Origin of the sequence: Rhodoplanes sp. P11 (assembly GCF_964266735.1) — a bacterium.
Lineage (GTDB): Bacteria > Pseudomonadota > Alphaproteobacteria > Rhizobiales > Xanthobacteraceae > Rhodoplanes > Rhodoplanes serenus.
In genome coordinates this window covers 1-17080 of record NZ_CAXWGY010000019.1, presented here as the reverse complement: position 1 = coordinate 17080, position 17080 = coordinate 1, and the positions used below count along the sequence as shown (strand labels likewise).

17 protein-coding genes are annotated in these 17080 nt (G+C 72.0%); 3 read left to right on the top strand and 14 right to left on the bottom strand.

What is annotated here, in order from left to right:
- Positions 1 to 115 precede the first annotated feature (115 nt).
- The 4 genes from ACFQUV_RS19180 to ACFQUV_RS19165 form a co-directional block, all read right to left on the bottom strand.
- Positions 116 to 1198, bottom strand: a complete 1083-nt coding sequence (locus tag ACFQUV_RS19180; RefSeq protein ID WP_111385715.1) for a hypothetical protein — start codon at positions 1196 to 1198, stop codon at positions 116 to 118.
- Positions 1199 to 1259: 61 nt separating this feature from the next.
- The gene (locus tag ACFQUV_RS19175) at positions 1260 to 1883 is read right to left on the bottom strand and encodes a glutathione S-transferase family protein (protein WP_111385716.1); all 624 of its coding nucleotides are present in this window, start codon (positions 1881 to 1883) and stop codon (positions 1260 to 1262) included.
- Between the two features lie 108 nt (positions 1884 to 1991).
- A complete protein-coding gene (locus tag ACFQUV_RS19170; protein WP_129608105.1) occupies positions 1992 to 3263 on the bottom strand; it encodes a putative Na+/H+ antiporter in 1272 nt (423 codons plus the stop codon).
- Between the two features lie 8 nt (positions 3264 to 3271).
- On the bottom strand, positions 3272 to 3718 hold the full coding sequence (locus ACFQUV_RS19165) for a response regulator (RefSeq protein WP_129608106.1): 447 nt from the start codon (positions 3716 to 3718) through the stop codon (positions 3272 to 3274).
- A 199-nt stretch (positions 3719 to 3917) separates the two neighbouring features.
- On the opposite strand from ACFQUV_RS19165, the gene ACFQUV_RS19160 reads away from it, so the two are divergent.
- Both ACFQUV_RS19160 and ACFQUV_RS19155 read left to right on the top strand, forming a co-directional pair.
- The gene (locus tag ACFQUV_RS19160; RefSeq protein WP_129608107.1) at positions 3918 to 5510 is read left to right on the top strand and encodes an MASE1 domain-containing protein; all 1593 of its coding nucleotides are present in this window, start codon (positions 3918 to 3920) and stop codon (positions 5508 to 5510) included.
- On the top strand, positions 5507 to 6124 hold the full coding sequence (locus ACFQUV_RS19155; protein ID WP_129608108.1) for a response regulator transcription factor: 618 nt from the start codon (positions 5507 to 5509) through the stop codon (positions 6122 to 6124). The genes ACFQUV_RS19160 and ACFQUV_RS19155 overlap by 4 nt, the downstream gene beginning before the upstream one ends.
- Positions 6125 to 6314: 190 nt before the next feature.
- Here the strand turns inward: ACFQUV_RS19155 and ACFQUV_RS19150 are convergent, their stop codons facing one another.
- Genes ACFQUV_RS19150 through ACFQUV_RS19140 form a run of 3 tightly spaced genes read right to left on the bottom strand, consistent with a single transcriptional unit; the run spans position 6315 to position 9213 of the window.
- Complete coding sequence (locus ACFQUV_RS19150; protein WP_129608109.1) at positions 6315 to 7235, bottom strand: HlyD family secretion protein; 921 nt, start codon at positions 7233 to 7235, stop codon at positions 6315 to 6317.
- A complete protein-coding gene (locus ACFQUV_RS19145) occupies positions 7232 to 7981 on the bottom strand; it encodes an ABC transporter ATP-binding protein (RefSeq protein ID WP_129608110.1) in 750 nt (249 codons plus the stop codon). Before ACFQUV_RS19145 ends, ACFQUV_RS19150 begins: the two co-directional genes overlap by 4 nt.
- Positions 7978 to 9213, bottom strand: a complete 1236-nt coding sequence (locus tag ACFQUV_RS19140) for an ABC transporter permease (protein WP_129608111.1) — start codon at positions 9211 to 9213, stop codon at positions 7978 to 7980. Before ACFQUV_RS19140 ends, ACFQUV_RS19145 begins: the two co-directional genes overlap by 4 nt.
- A 131-nt stretch (positions 9214 to 9344) precedes the next feature.
- Here ACFQUV_RS19140 and ACFQUV_RS19135 point away from each other — a divergent pair, with 131 nt between their 5' ends.
- Complete coding sequence (locus tag ACFQUV_RS19135; protein WP_129608112.1) at positions 9345 to 10052, top strand: TetR/AcrR family transcriptional regulator; 708 nt, start codon at positions 9345 to 9347, stop codon at positions 10050 to 10052.
- A 37-nt stretch (positions 10053 to 10089) separates the two neighbouring features.
- Here the strand turns inward: ACFQUV_RS19135 and ACFQUV_RS19130 are convergent, their stop codons facing one another.
- From ACFQUV_RS19130 to ACFQUV_RS19100, 7 genes are all read right to left on the bottom strand, one after another.
- The gene (locus ACFQUV_RS19130; RefSeq protein WP_129608113.1) at positions 10090 to 10470 is read right to left on the bottom strand and encodes a DUF4189 domain-containing protein; all 381 of its coding nucleotides are present in this window, start codon (positions 10468 to 10470) and stop codon (positions 10090 to 10092) included.
- A 98-nt stretch (positions 10471 to 10568) separates the two neighbouring features.
- Positions 10569 to 12215, bottom strand: coding sequence for an NTP transferase domain-containing protein (locus ACFQUV_RS19125; RefSeq protein ID WP_129608114.1), 1647 nt, complete (start codon positions 12213 to 12215; stop codon positions 10569 to 10571).
- A complete protein-coding gene (locus tag ACFQUV_RS19120; protein WP_129608115.1) occupies positions 12212 to 12937 on the bottom strand; it encodes an XdhC family protein in 726 nt (241 codons plus the stop codon). Before ACFQUV_RS19120 ends, ACFQUV_RS19125 begins: the two co-directional genes overlap by 4 nt.
- A gap of 212 nt (positions 12938 to 13149) precedes the next feature.
- Entirely contained in the window at positions 13150 to 13473 is a 324-nt protein-coding gene (locus ACFQUV_RS19115) for an XdhC family protein (protein WP_111388629.1), read from the bottom strand.
- 44 nt (positions 13474 to 13517) lie between these two features.
- Positions 13518 to 14765 (bottom strand): VWA domain-containing protein, encoded by a 1248-nt coding sequence (locus ACFQUV_RS19110; protein ID WP_129607938.1) that lies wholly within the window; start codon positions 14763 to 14765, stop codon positions 13518 to 13520.
- 207 nt (positions 14766 to 14972) lie between these two features.
- Positions 14973 to 15887, bottom strand: coding sequence for a MoxR family ATPase (locus ACFQUV_RS19105; protein WP_129607939.1), 915 nt, complete (start codon positions 15885 to 15887; stop codon positions 14973 to 14975).
- A gap of 147 nt (positions 15888 to 16034) precedes the next feature.
- Positions 16035 to 16835 carry a xanthine dehydrogenase family protein subunit M gene (locus ACFQUV_RS19100; protein WP_129607940.1) on the bottom strand — a complete coding sequence of 267 codons (801 nt, stop codon included), beginning with the start codon at positions 16833 to 16835 and terminating at the stop codon, positions 16035 to 16037.
- Positions 16836 to 17080: the final 245 nt, after the last annotated feature.

Genomic DNA, 17080 nt, shown 5'->3' with positions numbered 1-17080 from the left:
CCGGAATCCAGCCGAGAGTCCAGAGTTTGCCGCGGGATGACGTGTGTCGCTGGGTTCCGGGTTCGCGCCTTCGGCGCGCCCCGGAACGACGGCGAACTGATCACCCGGAACAGGATCAGTGGCGCGCCAGCGCCGCCACCTCGCACACCGCCGTCACCGGGCGCGGCAGCGTCCCGCGGCGATCGGCCTCCCAGCCGACCACCCGCATCCGCCCCTCGCCTGGCGACATCGCCACGGCGAGCCGCGTGTAGGGGTTGAGCACCGGCGGCAGCACCCAATCGAAGCTCTCGGCGAGCGGAGCCGCATGGGCGGCGAGCTGCGCCTCGCGCACCTTGTTGATGGCCGCTGCCTCCTCGAACGAGCGACGCATCAGCTCGACGGCCGGCATGCGCGCCTCCCAGGCGGGCCGCGCGGGGCACCAGTCGTTGGCGACCACGGTGGCGTCGGTGCGCACCGCCGCCGAAGTCTCGGTGCGCTCGATCACGCAGCGCTCGCCCGGCTGGCAGCCGACCAGCGTGTAGATCACCGGCCGCGCCACCGGGGTTTCGGCAAGCAGGGTGCGGGCCGCGCCGAAGTCGGCGCAGGTCTCGCAGGCGAGCCGCAGCAGATGATCGGCCGGAATGTGCCGCACCCCATAGGCCGCCACCGCGTTGGCGGCGAAATCCCACGGCCGCAACCACGGACGGCGGGTGCGCCGACGCATCGGCGCCTGGTTGATGCAGGCCGCGAACCGCCCCGGCGCCATCGCGGTCAGCACCCCGGCGAAACCCGGCCAGGTGGCGCTGAAGAAGTCGCCGGCCGGGCCGGCGAACCGCACCAGCGTGACACGGCGTCCGAGTCCTGGGAACGGCCAGTCCAGCGTGCGGGCGAGCCACGGCGCCCCGCCCTCCTCGCGGGCGAGCGTGGTGCAGGCCCACTGGTAGGAGCCGTTGAGCATCCACACGCCCGAGAAGCCGAGCACCCGCGCCATCGCGGCGATCTCGTCCACATAGGGCGAGCCCGACCGCGTCAGCCACCGCCGGTTCAGCCCGTCGCCAAGCGGCACCAGCAGGCCGGCGCCCGGCGGGAAGGCACCGAGACAATCGTCGCGCAGCGCCCGCGCCCGGGTCCGATCGACGGCGGCGTGACGCAGCGGGCCTCCCTCGCGCAGGTCCAGCACCGGAACCATCGGCCCATCGGGCGGTGTCAGCGCATCCATGGCTCTCTCCGCCGGTCGGCCGCGCATCACCACGTCGGCGTCGCGGCCGGGTCGGCTCGCCTCAGCCGGCCTGACCCTTGCCGAGCTCGTGGTCCATGCGGGTGACCCGCTGAAGCGCCGGGCGGGCATCGAGCCGCCCGACATAGTCCAGAAACTCGGGGCGCTGCGGGATCAGCTTGAACAGCATGGCCCAGCGCAACTGCGCCCCGACCACGATGTCGGCCGCCGTGAAGGTGTCGCCGAGCAGATACGGCCCGGGCGTCACCGCCGCCGCCACCACATCCATGACGGTGTCGAAGTCGCCGTAGCCGAGCGCCCCGCGCGGCGGCGCCGCGGCCCGCGGAAAGGCCCGGTCCATCACGGCCGGCTCGATGCAGCCGGACGAGAAGAACAGCCACTTCAGGTAGGGCCCGCGCCGCGGATCGCCGATCGGCACACCGAGCCCGGCCTGCGGAAAGGCATCGGCCAGATAGCAGCAGATCGCCGCCACCTCAGTGATCACCACGCCGTCGTGGACCAGGGCCGGCACCTTGCCCATGGGATTGACGGCGAGATACGCGGGCGCGCGGTTCTCCTCGCGCCCCATGGAGAGCACATGCAGATCGTAGGGCTCGCCGATCTCCTCCAGCATCCAACGCACGATCGACGAGCGGGACGGAGCGATGTGGTACAGCGTCAGTGCCATGGGGCCTCTTTCGGGTGGCGGCGGAGAGTGCCTTGCGAAGGTGGCGCCTTCGCGTCCGCCCCGCAAGCCGCCCGGCCGGGTAGCCGGTTGCCCCCTCGCCTCACCCGCCTATGGCAGCAATCGAAACGCCATGATGGCGACCAGCGTCGGCGGTGCCGCCGCGGCAGCGAGCCGCAGCGGATCGATACCGCCTTCGGCGAAGCTGCCCTTGAGAATCGAGTAGCCGGCCGGATTGGGCGCGTTGGCGATCACGGTGAGGCCCCCGCCCGTGACGGCGCCGGCCACCAGGGCGTATTTGGCCTCCGGCTCCATGCCGTCGACCAGCGAGCCGAGATAGGTGAGCGCCGCATTGTCGGTGAACGCGGTCAGCACGGTGGCGCCGTAATAGAGGGTGACGTCGTCGAGCGCCGCCAGCAGCGGCTCCAGCCACCACCGCTGCATGCCGCCGAGCACCACCAAGCCGGCCAGGAAGAAGCCGACCAGCAGCCCCTCGCGCAGGATCAGCCGGCTCTGATGCTGCCGGTAGGCCTCGGTGAAGCCGAGGAAGAACAGGAAGATGGCGATGAACACCAAGGGGTGGTGCGCGGTCGCGACGACGCCGATCAGAAAGGCGAGATGCACGCCGACGATGGTCCGCGGAACCTCCAGGCGCTCCAGCGTTTCACTCTCCTCCGGCACGGCGTCGAGCTCGGCACGAAACAGCACCAGCGCCCCGACGGCGTTGCACACCACCGCGATCGCCGCCTTCCAGCCGAAGGTCTGGAGCATGAAGGCGAGGTCCCAGCCCCAGCGCTCCGCCACCATCAGCACCGGCGGCGCCGCGAACGGGGTGAGCGTGCCGCCGATCGAAACGTTGACGAACAGCACGCCGAGCGTGCCGTAGCGGAACGCCTCGCTGGTGTGCGGCCCGAAATAGCGGCGCCGCAGCAGCATCGCCGAAAGCGTCATGGCGGCCGGCTCCGTGATGAACGACCCGAGCAGCGGGCCGCACACCATCACGGCGCAGTAGTAGGCCGCCGCGTCCCGTAACGGCAGCTTGCGGGCAACCCACAGGAGCAGCGCACCCGAGACGTCGAGGATCGGCCGGCTCGCAGCGATCACCATGATGACGAAGATGAAGGCCGGCTCCGTGAAGCTGCGGCTCTCCAGATAAGCGAGCGCCTCGCCGGGCGTCGCCCAGGCGGCGAAGAACACCAGCATCACCATCGCCCAGAAGCCGAACACCACCTCGACCTCGCCGAGCAGGTGCCACAGGCCACGATGCGCCGGGTGGGCGTGGGCGAGACGCTCGAACCGGCTGCTCGCGAAGGTGTGCACCAGCGCTGCCGCGAACAGCACGGTGGCGACCAGCTCGACGCCGCTGGGAGACACGTCGCCCATGGCGGCGTTCAACCCTTGGTCGGGGCGCGCCCCGCCTGCGGCTCCGGCTCCGGAGCCACCGCGGGAGCCGAGGTCGGCGACCGGGCCGACGCGAGCAGGGCCAGCACCGCCTCGCGGGTGAGCGGCCGCTTCACCAGCGCGGTCGCCCCCGACACCCGGGCCAGGATACGATCGTCGAGATGGCCGCTCTCGACCACCGCGACACCGAGATCCGGCCGCCGCGCCCTCAGGGCTCGAACGGTGTCGAGGCCGGGCCACGGCGGCAGCACCCGGTCGGTAATCAGCAGCCGGCACCCCGGTTGGCGCACCGCCCGGTCGGCCGCGTGGCCGTCCTGCGCCACCACGACGCGCCATCCCGCATCCTTGAGCCAGAACGCCACCGCGCCCCGCACGGTCTCGTCGGCGCACAGCACCACAACCTCGCCGCCGTCCCGATCCGCCGATCCGTTCCGCATCGCCTGTCCCCGCCGGGTTGACGTCGTCGGGATCTGATCAGCGATGCGGCCGACGCCGCAATTCGTGACCGCCGCCTAGGGTGCTATGCTTGCGCAGCCACACCTAGGTATCGACCCTTAGCGACGGGCGGCCCAACCCGCGATAGGACGGCGACGAGCCTCCCGCCACCCGGACCCACCGGACCGCCGACCGGCCACCATGTCGCTTTCGCGCATCTACTCACTTCCGGGGGCCGTGCTGGCGGCGGCCTATCTGGCCGGCTACGTTCTGCTCGACTGGGTGAGCTTCATCGATCCCTTCGCCCCGTTCGGCATCACGCCGTGGAATCCGCCCACCGGCCTGTCTTTCGTACTCGTGCTGCTTTTCGGTCAGCGATACATCCCGCTCCTGTTCGTGGCACCGCTGCTCGGCGATCTCACGGTGCGCCACCTGCCGCTGCCGTGGGCGGCCGAGATCATGACCCTGACGGTGATCGGCTGCGGCTACGGCATCGGGCTCGTGTCCCTGCTCCAGCCGCGCCTGCGCTTCAATCCGACGCTCGCCTCGATGCGTGACCTACTGCTGCTCTTGGCCGTGGCCGGGGTGAGCGCCGCAGCCGTGTCGCTCCTCTACGTCGCCGTGACCGTGCAGGCCGGATTGATGCCGCTGGCAGACCTGCCGGCCGCGGCGGTTCGCTACTGGATCGGCGACATGATCGGCATCGCCATCGTGGCGCCGGTCGGCCTGATCCTGTTGACCCGTGGCCGTGCCTTGCGGCTGTCGCTGGAGTCCGCCCTCCAGGTCGCCGCGACGCTGGCGACGCTGGCCGTGGTGTTCCTGTTCGCCGTCCGCCCGCACGCCCAGCTCTTCTACCTCCTGTTCCTGCCCGTGATCTGGATGGCGGTTCGCGGTGGCCTGGAGGCGGTGGCCTCCGGCGTGCTGCTCACTCAGCTCGGCCTCATCGCCGGCCTGCATCTGCTGCCCGGCGAGGAGATCGACGTCACCGGCGTGCAGGCTCTCATGCTGGTGCTGGCGATGACCGGGCTGATCGCCGGCGCCCTGGTGACCCAGCATCGTCGCACCGAGCTTCAGTTGCGGCTGCACCAGGAGTCGCTCGCCCGCCTCGCCCGCCTCGGCAGCATGGGCGAGCTCGCCACCGCGATCGCCCACGAGATCAACCAGCCGCTCAGCGCGGCCGGCACCTACACACGGCTGGTCACCGAGACGCTCGGCGACGACCCGCGGCACCGGCCGGTGCGCGAGATCGCCGAGAAGGCCGCCGCGCAGGTGCAGCGCGCCGCCGACGTGGTGCGCCGGCTGCGGGCGCTGATCCGCCTCGACCAGTCCGGCCGCGCGCCCGTCGCGGTCGCCCTGATGGTGCGCGAGACGATCGACCTGATGCATCCGGAGCTGGACCGCCACGGCGTCGCCTCCGCGGTGCGGCTCGACCCCGACTTGCCGCTGGTTCTGGTCGATCTCCTTCAGATCGAGCAGGTGCTGATCAACCTGGTCCGCAACGCCGTGGAGGCCATGGATGCGGCCGGCACCACGCACGGCCGTCTGGTGATCGCGGCGTGCCGCCGCGACGACATGGTGGAGATCACGGTCGCCGACAGCGGCCCCGGGTTTCCGCCGGACCTGCCCGCCCCCGAGGTCGCGACCTTCGCGTCGACCAAGCCGGACGGCCTCGGCTTCGGCCTGTCGCTGTGCCGCTCGATCGTCGAGCAGCACGGCGGCCGGCTGGTGATCGAGCGTCCCGATCGGGGCGCGGTGGTCCGCTTCACGGTTCCGATCGCCAAGGGGGCCGAATGACCGAGATCCTGCACGTCGCTCTGGTCGAGGACGATCCCGCGGTGCTGGATTCCCTCGCTCTCTACTTGCAACGCCGTGGGCTTTTCGTATCGCGTTTCGAAACGGCCGACGCTCTCGTGGCCGAGATCGATCGGGTGCCGCAGTTCGACTGCGTGGTGGCCGATGTCCGGATGCCGGGGATGTCGGGGCTCGATCTCGCCCGGCGGTTCGCCGAGACCGCCGCTGCACCGCCCGTGATCCTGATCACCGGCCACGGCGACGTCGACATGGCGGTGGCCGCCATCAAGCTCGGCGCCTTCGACTTCATCGAGAAGCCGTTCGACGAGAACCGGCTGTTCGAGTCGATCGGGGCGGCCGTCGCGGCCGCCAGCTCGCGCCGCCATGCCGCCGCCGAGGTCGCCGATCTCGCGGCGCGCTTCGCCGGGCTCAGCGATCGCCAGCGCGAGGTGCTGACCCTCGCCACCACCGGGCTGTCCAACAAGGAGATCGCGGCACGGCTCGGCATCAGCCCGCGCACCGTCGAGATCCACCGCGCCTGGGTGATGGAGCGCATGGGCGCCCGCAACCTCGCCGAGCTGGTCCGCATGGAGATGCGGCTTCACCAGGGTGGCTGATCCTGTTCCGGGTGATCGGCTCGCCGTCGTTCCGGGGCGCGGGAATCCGCGAACCCGGGACCCAGCCAAACACCTCATCGCGCGGCAAGCTTTGGACTCTCGGCTGGATTACGGACAGCCGCTTCGCGGCTTCCGGAATGACGCCCAAATGGATCAGCCGGATCTCGTATGAGACCTCGTCCTGTGGGCCTCACGGCGGAAACCGCACCACGACGCGCTGGCCGAGCGGCACCGCCGGCGCCGGGCCCTCGAACCCGATCACCACTTCGAGCACCCGCACGTCGACGCGGTCCCGCGGCTCGTAGGCGGTGGCGCGGCGCGGCCCGAACGCCTGCCCGATGCGGATCAGCCGGCCGGGCACCGGCGCTCCCGCTGCGTTCTCGATGGTGATCTCGGCCCGCTGGCCGGCCGCCAGGCGGGGCAGGAACAGCTCCTCGATCTCGGCCCGGACGATGCGCGGCGTGCCCGGGGCGAACAGGAACAGCGGTGTCACGTTGAGGGTGGAGACCCCGTCTCCGGGGCGCACCATGCGGCGAACCACGACGCCGTCCGCCGGTGCCCTGATGGTCCGGAGCGCCAGCTCGTAGGCCGCCGAGCGCACCTGCGCCTCGGCGGTGGTCACTTCGGCCCGCCGGGCCTGAAGCTCGGCAGATTGAAGATCGACATCCGAGGCCGCCAGGTCGAATGTCTTCTGCGACACGATCCGGCCGCCGACCAGAGGCGCGATGCGGTCGCGCTCGCGGCGGGCGGCGGCCAGGCGAGCCTCCTGCACCGCGACGGCGGCGCGCCGCTCCTCGAGCTGGGCGCGGGCGATGTCGAGCTGATGGGTGGCCGGCCGGTCGTCCAGCACGGCGAGAGGCGCGTCGGCCTTCAGCACCTGGCCCTCCTCCACCAGGACGTCGCGGATCACCCCGTCGCGCGGCGCCGCGATCTGAACGAGCCCGCCCTCGATGTCGACGATCCCGCGGCCGACCGGCACCAGCGTCGGCGCCCCGTCGCCGCGGCGGGCCGGCGTCGCGGCAGGCTCGGATGCGAGCGCCGAGGGCGGCGGATCGGTGGCGGCGGCGAGCAGCAGGAGCAGGACGGCAGTCCGAGCAAGGCGGGCGATCATGGGGATATCTCCGGGCGCGGTGGCGCCATGGCCAGCGGGGGCGCAGGAATCACCGATGGATTCCGCTCGTCGGCCGTGAGCACGCCGTCCTCGATCCGCACCACGCGATCGGCATGGTCGATCAGCCGCGGATCGTGGCTGACGCACAGCACGGTCGCGCCGTCGCGGCGCGCGATGGTGTGCAGCAGGCGGGCCACCTTGGCACCATTCTCCTTGTCGAGCGCGCTGGTCGGCTCGTCGGCGAACAAGAGCTGCGGGCCCTTGGCGATGGCACGGGCGACGGCCACGCGCTGCTTCTCGCCGCCCGAGAGGGCGAGCGGATGCAGGTGCGCCTTGTCGGCGAGACCGACGGCGACGAGAGCCTCCATGGCCCGTGCGTACGCCGCGGCGCCGACCAGGCCGGTGTATTGGAGCGGCAGCGCCACCTGGTCGACGGCGGTCAGCGCCGGAAACAGGTTGAAGCCCTGGAACACGAAGCCGCAGTGTTCGAGGCGGAAGCGGTCGATGGCCTCGGCGGGGAGGCTCCACAGATCGGCATCGAGCGCCCGCACGCTGCCGCCGTCCGGCCGCAGCAGTCCGCTCGCCACGGCCAACAATGTGCTCTTTCCGGAGCCCGAAGGCCCGACGATCAGGGTCATCTCGCCAGGCGCGATCGCGAGCGAGACGCCCCCCAGCACGCGGGCGGTGACTCGGCCGGTGGTGAAGCTGCGCGTCACGCCGTCGACGATCAGCGAGGCCGCCGTCATCGGAGAAGCTCCGCCGGCTCAGTGCGCAGCAGCGGCGCGAGCGCCACGAGGCCCGATATCACGCTGACCAGCATCGAGAAGATCGCGGTGGCCAGCACCGCCCACCAGGTCAGCGCCACCGCGACCTCGGCCGCCATGGCGGCGCCGATCACCAGGGCGGTGGCGATGGCCGTGACCACGAAGCCCACCGCGCCGATCCAGGCCGCCTGCTCCAGCACCACGGCGCGCAAGGCCCGCAGCGGAACACCGAGGGCCCGCAGCGTCGCGTACTCGCGCAGCGAGGCGAGCACCGCGGCCCGCAGCGTCTGGCTGGTGATGGCGACGCCGACCAGAAGGCCCAGAACGGTCGAGAACAGGAAGCCGGCTCCGGTGCCGGATTCGAGCAGCCAATAGGTCTGCGACATGGTCGCGAGCGCATCCGGCGTCATGGCGCGGAACAAGTCGGTGCCGACCGCCTGGAGATCGGCCGCCACGACGGCGGGATCGACGCCCGGCGCGAGCGCGGCCAGCACGTAGTGCGGCGCGTCGCGGCTCGCGGCAGCGCCGCGGATTTCCCGGTAGGTCGCGTCGGAGACGAACACGTTGGCGCCGCCGATCGCCCGGAATCCGCCGACCGTCCCGGCCACGCGAACCCGGCGGCCATCGATCTCGACCCCTTCGCTGCGGCTTGCCACCCCGAGCTTGGCGACGTCGGCGCGGTCGACCAGCACGGCGCCGGGCTGCTGGAGCGCCTCGCGCAGAGCGGACGGCAGCGAGCGCGGGAAGCCGAGGCTGCCCGGCCCGACATCGAGCGCGATCAGGGTGACGGCCACGCGGCTGCCGTCCGGCCCGCGCCAATCCGCAAAGCCGAGATTGAGCCGCTCGGTCCGGATCACGGCCGGATGCGCCCGCACGCGGTTCTCGACGCGGGGCGCCAGTTCCCGGGCGAGATCGAACGAGGAGACCGTCGGCTCGACCATCCACAGGTCGGCCCCCGCGCTCTCCACCACCGTGGTGACGGTGCGGAACATGCCGAGCAGCAGCGCCACCTGCACCAGCACCAGGAGGCCCGAGAAGGCCACCGCCAGCACGGCGGCGAGGTAGCGCCGCCATTCGTAGACGAGGGTCCGGCGGGCCAGCGACACCCGCCCGGCCCCCGCCGGGGGACTCGCACCCACCCCGGAGTCGCTCGACCCGACCGCGATGGTCGCGACCGCCCGGGATGGCGAGACGGAGTTGCCGAGACGGCTCATGAATTGGCTCGCATATTTATTTTATCGAACGATCGTTCTTATATTATGGTCGGCGCCGGCCGTAAACTGCCGATGTGTGGAGCGGTTTGCCGCAGCGACGCGCGGGCATCATTCGAGGAGGAGCATCGGGAATGGCCGACGAGCAGGACCCGGACAACGGACCCGGGCAGCGGGCCGCCGGCGCACCGGCCAAGCGACGCCCGGGCCGGCCCGTGGACCCGGCCGCGCGAGAGCGACGGACCGCCGCCATTCTGGCGGCCGCCGCGCGCTGCTTCGCCCGCGATGGCTTCTGGAAAGCGTCGATGGGGGATATCTGCCGCGAGGCCGGAACGAGCCCGGGCAATCTCTACCAGTACTTCGAGAGCAAGGACGACATCGTGCTCGCGATGGCGGAGACCGAGCGGCAATCGGTGCTGGCGCTGCTACGCACCTGGCGCGACGCCGCAGACCTGCCCGCAACTCTGGAAGCCCATGTGGCCGAGGCGTTCCGGACCGCCGATTCCGGCCAGCGGGAACAGGCCCGCCTCGGCGTCGAGGTGCTGGCCGAAGCGGGGCGCAATCCGCGGATCGCGGCAGCGTTTCGCCGGCTCGACGTCGATCTGACGGCGGCCCTGGCGGAGGCGATCCGCCATGCTCAGGCCGTCGGAACCGTCGATGCGGCCGTTCCGCCGGAGTCCACCGCCATTGCGTTGCTGGGGTTGTACGATGGTCTCGTCGGACGTCTCGTCGTCGAGGCTTCGGGACCCGACGAGGCGGAGCCGGGTCAGGCGCTGATCGCGGCGGCGCGCTACGCTCTCAGCGCTCTGCTTCCCCGGCCGAGCGGGACCGCAGACATCTGAGCGATCCATCCCGAGCAATCCATCCCTCGGCGCCGGATCAATGCCGCGCGTCGCAAGCGAATGCGCGGACCACGCAGTCCTTGCCGCCGTGCGCGTAGCACTGCTTCAGCGCGGCGTTCTGGGCGCGGGCGAGCCGCGGCGCCACCGCGTAGCCGTGCGCACCGCACAGGTCCTTGGCGTCAACCGCGAAGGCCGCGCAGCCGCGCCGCACGGTGGCGACCAGCCGGCAGTCGTGGGCGCCGCAGCGGCGCAGCGCCGCCGCCTCCGCCTGGACGAAATTCGGCCGGTCGTAGGCGTAGCCATAGGCCCCGCAGGCCCCGATGGCGATGGCGCCGGCGGCTTGCACGGCTGCCGTTCCGATCCCGAGCAGCACGGCGGCGGCCGCGACGACGCGCCCGAGATGCGACACCCGAGCCATGGCCCCTCCCCCCAGAGGATTCGCCCGGAGATTAGTGCGGAAGTGGTTTCCGGCCGGTGAATACCGGCACGTCGGTACCGGCGGCGACGGGGGACCGTTCAGCCGCCTTCTAGGGTCGCCTTCACGGCGGCGAGAGCCTCCGGCGTGTCGACGTCGGTCGCCGCCGCCGGATCGGCCGCCACCTCGGCGACCGCCTCCTGATAGGCGGCGATCAGGTTGCGGGCGCCGACGTCGCCGGTGAGCCGGCCCAGCTCCGGGAAGAAGCGGCGCGACCACACCACCGGGTTGCCGCGCTGGCCGGCGATCGTCGGGATGACGATCAGCGCCCCCTTCTCCGGATCGAAGGCGGCGATCAGGCGGTCGATGAGTCCGGAACCGACCTGCGGCATGTCGCCGAGACAGACGACGGCGCCCTCGGCGTCGTCGGGCACCGCGGCGATGCCGGTCCGCACCGAGGTGGACAGGCCCTCGGCATGGTCGGGGTTATGGACGAGCCTCACCGGCAGGCCGGCCAGCGCCGCGGCCACCGCCTCGTGCTGGTGGCCGGTGACGACGACAACGGGCCGCGCCCGCGACGCCAGCGCCGCCTCCACCGCGATGCGCACCAGCGGCCGCCCGCCGATCTCCGCCAGCAGCTTGTTGGGGCCGCCCATGCGGGTCGACCGGCCAGCCGCCAGCACCACGGCGGCGAGCCGCCGCGCCGGCGGCGTCATGGCGTTGGTCTCGGCAGGGACCGCCGGCGGCATCTCGCGTGGCTGCGGCCGGGTGACGATCTCCATCAAGAGGCCACCGACCCCCATGCCGGCGACGTCGCCGTCGGTCACCGGCAGGCCGCACATGAGCCGCGCCAAAACCCAGTCGAAGCCGTTCTCCTTGGGGCTGCGGGCGCAGCCGGGGGCGCCGAGGACCGGCCGCCCATCGACCTCGGCGATCATCAGGAGATTGCCGGGATCGACCGGCATGCCGAAGCGCTCGATGCGGCCGCCCGCCGCCTCCACGGCGGCCGGGATGACGTCGCGGCGATCGGCGATCGCCGAGGCACCGAACACGATGGCGAGCTCGGCGCCCTCGCGCAGCACGTCCTCGACGGCGCGCGTCACCGCGGCAGTTTCGTGCGGCACCCGCCGCTCCGCCACCACGGCGGCGCCGGCCGGCGCCAGCCGCGCGGCCGTCACCCGGAGGGTCTTGTCGATCACCTTGTCGGCGAGGCCGGGCAGCAGGGTCGACACCACGGCGACCTTGCGGACCCGGTAGGGCGCGACCCGCACCAGCGGCGCCGCCGCCTCTGCGGCCGCCACCGCGGCCGCGCAGGCCCGGCCCGGCACCGCGAACGGGATGATCTTGGCGGTCGCCACCATGGTGCCCTCGACCACGGGGGCGAAGGCCGGCAGCGTCGCCACCGTGATGTCGGGATCGACGGCGTTGACGCTGTCGATTCCGGCGCGGTCCACCACCAGGAGACCGGCCGCCTCGGCGAACAGGTTGGCACGGCCCGTGAAGGCCGCATCGACGCGGACGAGCGGCCCCGCCACTGCGGTCGCGACCGCGGCGGCGGCGGTGTCCTCGGTGACGTCGTCGGGATCGAGCCGCGCCACCACCACCTCGGCGATGCCGGCGGCGGCGAGCGCCGCCATCTCGGCCGCACCGATCACCGTCCCCTTCTTGAGCACCAGCCCGCCCTGGCGGACGCTGTGAACCAGGAGGGCGCCGGCCGCCGCGGCGACCGGGACCGGACCGAACCTCATGATGCGGCCTTCTCGGGTGCCGGCTCGACGGATGCACGCGCCTCGGCCGGCAGCCGCAGCCGCGCCGTGATCTCGGCCAGGATCGATACCGCGATCTCGGGCGGCGACACGGCCCCGATGGACAGGCCGATCGGCGCATGGATGCGGGCGATGGTGGCGGCGTCGAGACCGGCCGCCGTCAGCCGCTCGACCCGGCGGGCGTGCGTCTTCCTGGAGCCGAGCGCGCCGACATAGAAGCAGTCGCGGGCGAGCGCGTGCAGAAGCGCCGGGTCGTCGATCTTGGGATCGTGGGTGAGCGCCACGAAGGCGGTGTAGCGGTCGACGCCGAGCGGCGGCAGCGCCACATCCGGCCACTCGGCGATCAGCGGCACGTCGGGAAACCGCTCCGGGCTCGCGAAGGCGGTGCGCGGGTCGACGATGGTGACATCGTAGCCGAGAAGCTTCGCCATCGGGGCGAGCGCCTGGCTGATATGGACGGCGCCGATGACGACGAGGCGGGGCGGCGGCACATGCACGGTGAGGAACACGCGGCCCGCGGGCGTCTCCGCCATGCCGCTCTTGCCCGTGCGCAGATGCTGCGCCACCAGATCGGCGAGCGGATCGGCGGCAGCCTCGGCGGCGTGCACCAGCCGCTGCGCCCCGGAGGCGATGTCGGTCACCAGCACGGCGCCGCGCCGCGCCGCCCGCTCGGTGTTGAGGGCTTGCAGGAGATCGAGCTTCACGGGCACCCCCCTCCCCAACCCTCCCCCACAAGGGGGGAGGGAGCCGGTTGCAGCGAGCGGCCGTTCGAGCTTGCGTTCATCGGTCGGGGTGATGTCATCATCAAAGCAATATCGAGCATGTCAGCGCTTCGGTTCTTGCGTTCCCTCCCCCCGTGTGGGGGAGGGACAGGGAGGGGGGCGAGTTCTCGGCGGAGCCCGAGCCGCGCCGATGATCACTCGACCTTCTCGACGAACACCCGGATGGTGCCGCCGCACGACAGGCCGACCCGCCACGCGGTCTCGTCGGCGACGCCAAACTCCAGCATCCGCGGCGTACCGCTCGCGATCACGTCGAGCGCCTCCGACACCACGGCGCCCTCGACGCAGCCGCCCGACACCGAGCCGAGGAAGCGCCCCTCTTCGTCGATGACCAGGGCAGAGCCGACCGGCCGCGGCGCCGAGCCCCAGGTCTCCACCACGGTGGCGAGGGCGACGCCCTTGCCGGCCGCCCGCCAGTCCTCCGCCGCCTTCAGGATATCGTCGTCGCGCGCCAGCATCTCGTCGCTCCTTCGATCATCACCGGCCGTTCCAGCCGTCGGGCTCAGGCCGCCCGGTCTCGTCCGGGATGCCCCTGCCGCCGCCGATGGCCTCCCGCCGACTCCGACAAGGCTCGCACCAGCGCCGCCATGCTGTCGAGATTATGGATTGGACGGAAGTCGTCGACATGCGGCAGCATGGCCCGTATGCCGCGCGCCTTGGGCTCGAAGCCGTCGAACCGCAACAGCGGGTTGAGCCAGATCAGCCGGCGGCACGAGCGGTGCAGCCGGTCCATCTCGGCGGCGAGCCGCGGGTCCTCGTCGCGCTCCAGCCCGTCGGTGATCAGCAGCACCACGGCGCCCTGCCCCAGCACCCGCTTGGCCCACCGCTTGTTGAAGGCGGCCAGCGAGGCGGCGATGCGGGTGCCGCCGGCCCAGTCGGGCACCGCGTCCGAGCAGGCGGCGAGCGCCGCATCGGGATCGCGGGTGCGCAGCGCCCGGGTGACGTTGGTCAGGCGGGTGCCGAACAGGAACGACTGCACCCGCGTGCGCGCATCGGTGACGGCATGGAGAAAGTGCAGGAACAGCCGGGTGTACTCGCCCATCGAGCCGGACACGTCGACGAGCGCGACCAGCGGCGGGGTCCGGGTGCCCGGCCCGAGGGTCTTGAGGTCGATCAGCGCGCCACCGCCGCTCATGCTGGCCCGCAGGGTGCGGCGCAGGTCGATGCGGCGGCCATGCCGGTCGGGCACCAGCCGGCGCGTCCGCACCGTGTCGAGCGGCAGCACCAGGCGGCGGATCGCGGCGCGCGCCGCCGCGATCTCGTCGGCGCTCATCTGGGCGAAGTCCTTGCGGCGCAGCAGCTCGGCATCGCTGGCCGTGAGGTGGGCGGTGATCTCGGTCTCGCGCTCGCGCCGCCGCAGCGTCTCCCGGGCAGCCTCGAACAGCGCGTCATGGACGCGCGCCGCGGCCGGCTTCGGCGCCGCCGGGGCGCCCGGCGCCTGCGGCATCATCAGGGCCATGAGCTGCTCGAGGTAGCCGCGCCGGCGGAAGAAGATGCGGAACGCCTGATCGAACACCGCCGTGTGCTCGTGCCGCTTCACCAGCACGGCATGCAGCGTCCAGTAGACATCCTCGCGGGTGCCGACCCCGACGCTACGCAGCGCCGCGACGGCGTCGATCACGGCCCCCGGCCCCACCGGCAGCCCGGCGCGGCGCAGCACGCGGGCGAACTGCACGATGTTGTCGGCGAGGCGGCCGCTGCTGTCGGTCGCGCAGGAGTGCGCGGGGCGGTGCGAGGCATCGCCAGTCATCGGAGGTGGTGTGCGAAGCTGCACCCCCCACCCCATCCCTCCCCCACAAGGGGGGAGGGAGCCGGGCGCGGCGCGCCGCCAACCGCGCGATGCTCGGCTCTCGAGGTATCCACGGCGGCACATGCCGGGACGTCGCGGTTCTCGCGTTCCCTCCCCCCTTGTGGGGGAGGGACAGGGAGGGGGGTAGGGCGACGAGACGTGATCATGTCACCCCGCCGCCGCCATGTCGGCCCGCAATTGCTCCACCAGCGCGGTGGCGGGCGAGCCTTGCAGGCGGGCAATGTCGTCCTGGTACTTCAGCAGCACGCCGAGCGTGTCCGACACCATCGCGGGATCGAGCGCCACGGCGTCGAGCTCGGTCAGCGCCGTCGCCCAGTCGAGCGTCTCGGCGACACCCGGCGCCTTGAACAGATCCTCGCGCCGCAGCGCCTGCACGAAACGGACGATTTCCTCCGACAGCCGCGCCGCGATGCCGGGCACCTTGGCCCGCACGATGGCGATCTCGCGCGCCGCGTCCGGATAGTCGACCCAGTGGTAGAGGCAGCGCCGCTTGAGCGCGTCGTGGATCTCGCGGGTGCGGTTGGAGGTGATCACCACCACGGGCGGCTCTGCCGCCTTCACGGTGCCCATCTCCGGGATGGTGACCTGGAAGTCGGCCAGAACCTCCAGCAGAAACGCCTCGAACGCCTCGTCGGCGCGGTCGAGCTCGTCGATCAACAGCACCGGCGCGCCGCCGGCGTCCGGCCGCAGCGCCTGGAGGAGCGGCCGCTCGATCAGGAACGATCGCGAGAAGATGTCGTGGGTCAGCCGCTCGCGGTCGACCGGACCCTCGGCCTCGGCGAGCCGGATCGCGATCATCTGGGCCGCGTAGTTCCACTCGTAGACGGCGCTGGCGACGTCGAGCCCCTCGTAGCATTGCAGCCGGATCAGCCGGCGCCCGAGCGTCGCCGAAAGAACCTTGGCGATCTCGGTCTTGCCGACCCCCGCCTCGCCCTCCAGGAAGATCGGCCGGCCCATGCGAAGCGCCAGGAACAGCACGGTGGCCAGCGAGCGGTCGGCCAGATAGTCGGCCTTCGCCAGGAGATCGAGGGTGGCGTCGATCGAGGCGGGCAGCGGGGTCAACGGAACCGTCCCTTTCCGTGGTTCGCGCCGCTCGTCCTCGCGAACGCCGGGACCAGGATTCCAACGACCGGCCTCACGAACTCCTGGATTCCCGCTTGCGCGGGAATGAGCAGTGGAGGGGACGAGCCTAAAGTGACGATCACGCGCTCACCCGTTCGCCGCCGCGACGGCGCGGCGCGCCATCACGCCGACCAGATGGGCGCGATACTCGGCGCTCGCATGGATGTCGCTCGCCAGGCCCTCGGTCGGGATCGTCAGGCCGCGCAGCGCGTCCGGCGAGAAGTCGGCGGCAAGCGCCGCCTCGAACGACGGCACCCGGAAGGCACCCGACGCCCCTGCCCCGGTGACGGCGACGCGCACCCCGTCGGCGTGCTTCGCCACGAACACCCCGACGATGGCATAGCGCGACGCCGGGTTGCGGAACTTCTCATACGCAGCCTTCTCGGGGATGCGGAAGCGCACCGCCGTGATGATCTCGTCGGGCTCCAGCACGGTCTCGAACAACCCGGTGAAGAAGTCCGCGGCGGCGATCTCGCGCCGGGTGGTCACGACGGTGGCGCCGAGCGCCAGCGCGGCAGCCGGATAGTCCGCCGTCGGATCGTTGTTGGCGAGCGAGCCGCCGAGCGTGCCGCGGTGGCGCACCGCCGGATCGCCGATCAGCCCGGCGAGCGCCGCGAGCGCCGGAATGCTCTCCCGCACGATCGGCGACGTGTGGACCGCGACGTGGCGCGCCAGGGCGCCGATCACCAGCGCGTCGCCGTCGCGGGCGATGCCGTCGAGTCCCTCGATCTTGCCGAGATCGACGAGGTCGGACGGCGAGGCCAGACGGAACTTCATCATCGGCAGCAGGCTCTGGCCGCCGGCGACGATCTTGGCGTCGTCGTGCTCGGCGAGCAGTGCCGATGCCTCGTCGAGATCGCCTGCACGATGATAGGTGAAGTCGTACATCCCGTCCTCTCCAGTCCGACGACTGCCCTGCCGCTTCCTCGTCTCTCCCCGCGTGCCGGGTGAGATGAGTTCGGTTCTTCACCTCTCCCCGCGGGCGGGGAGAGGGAGTTCGCCTTCTTCACCTCTCCCCGCCCGCGGGGAGAGGGAGTTCACCTTCTTCACCGCTCCCCGCCCGCGGGGAGTGGTCGACGACTGCGCGACCGCGCTGGCGGCGGGTGTGGGGGCGGCGGCGCCGGACCCGCCGC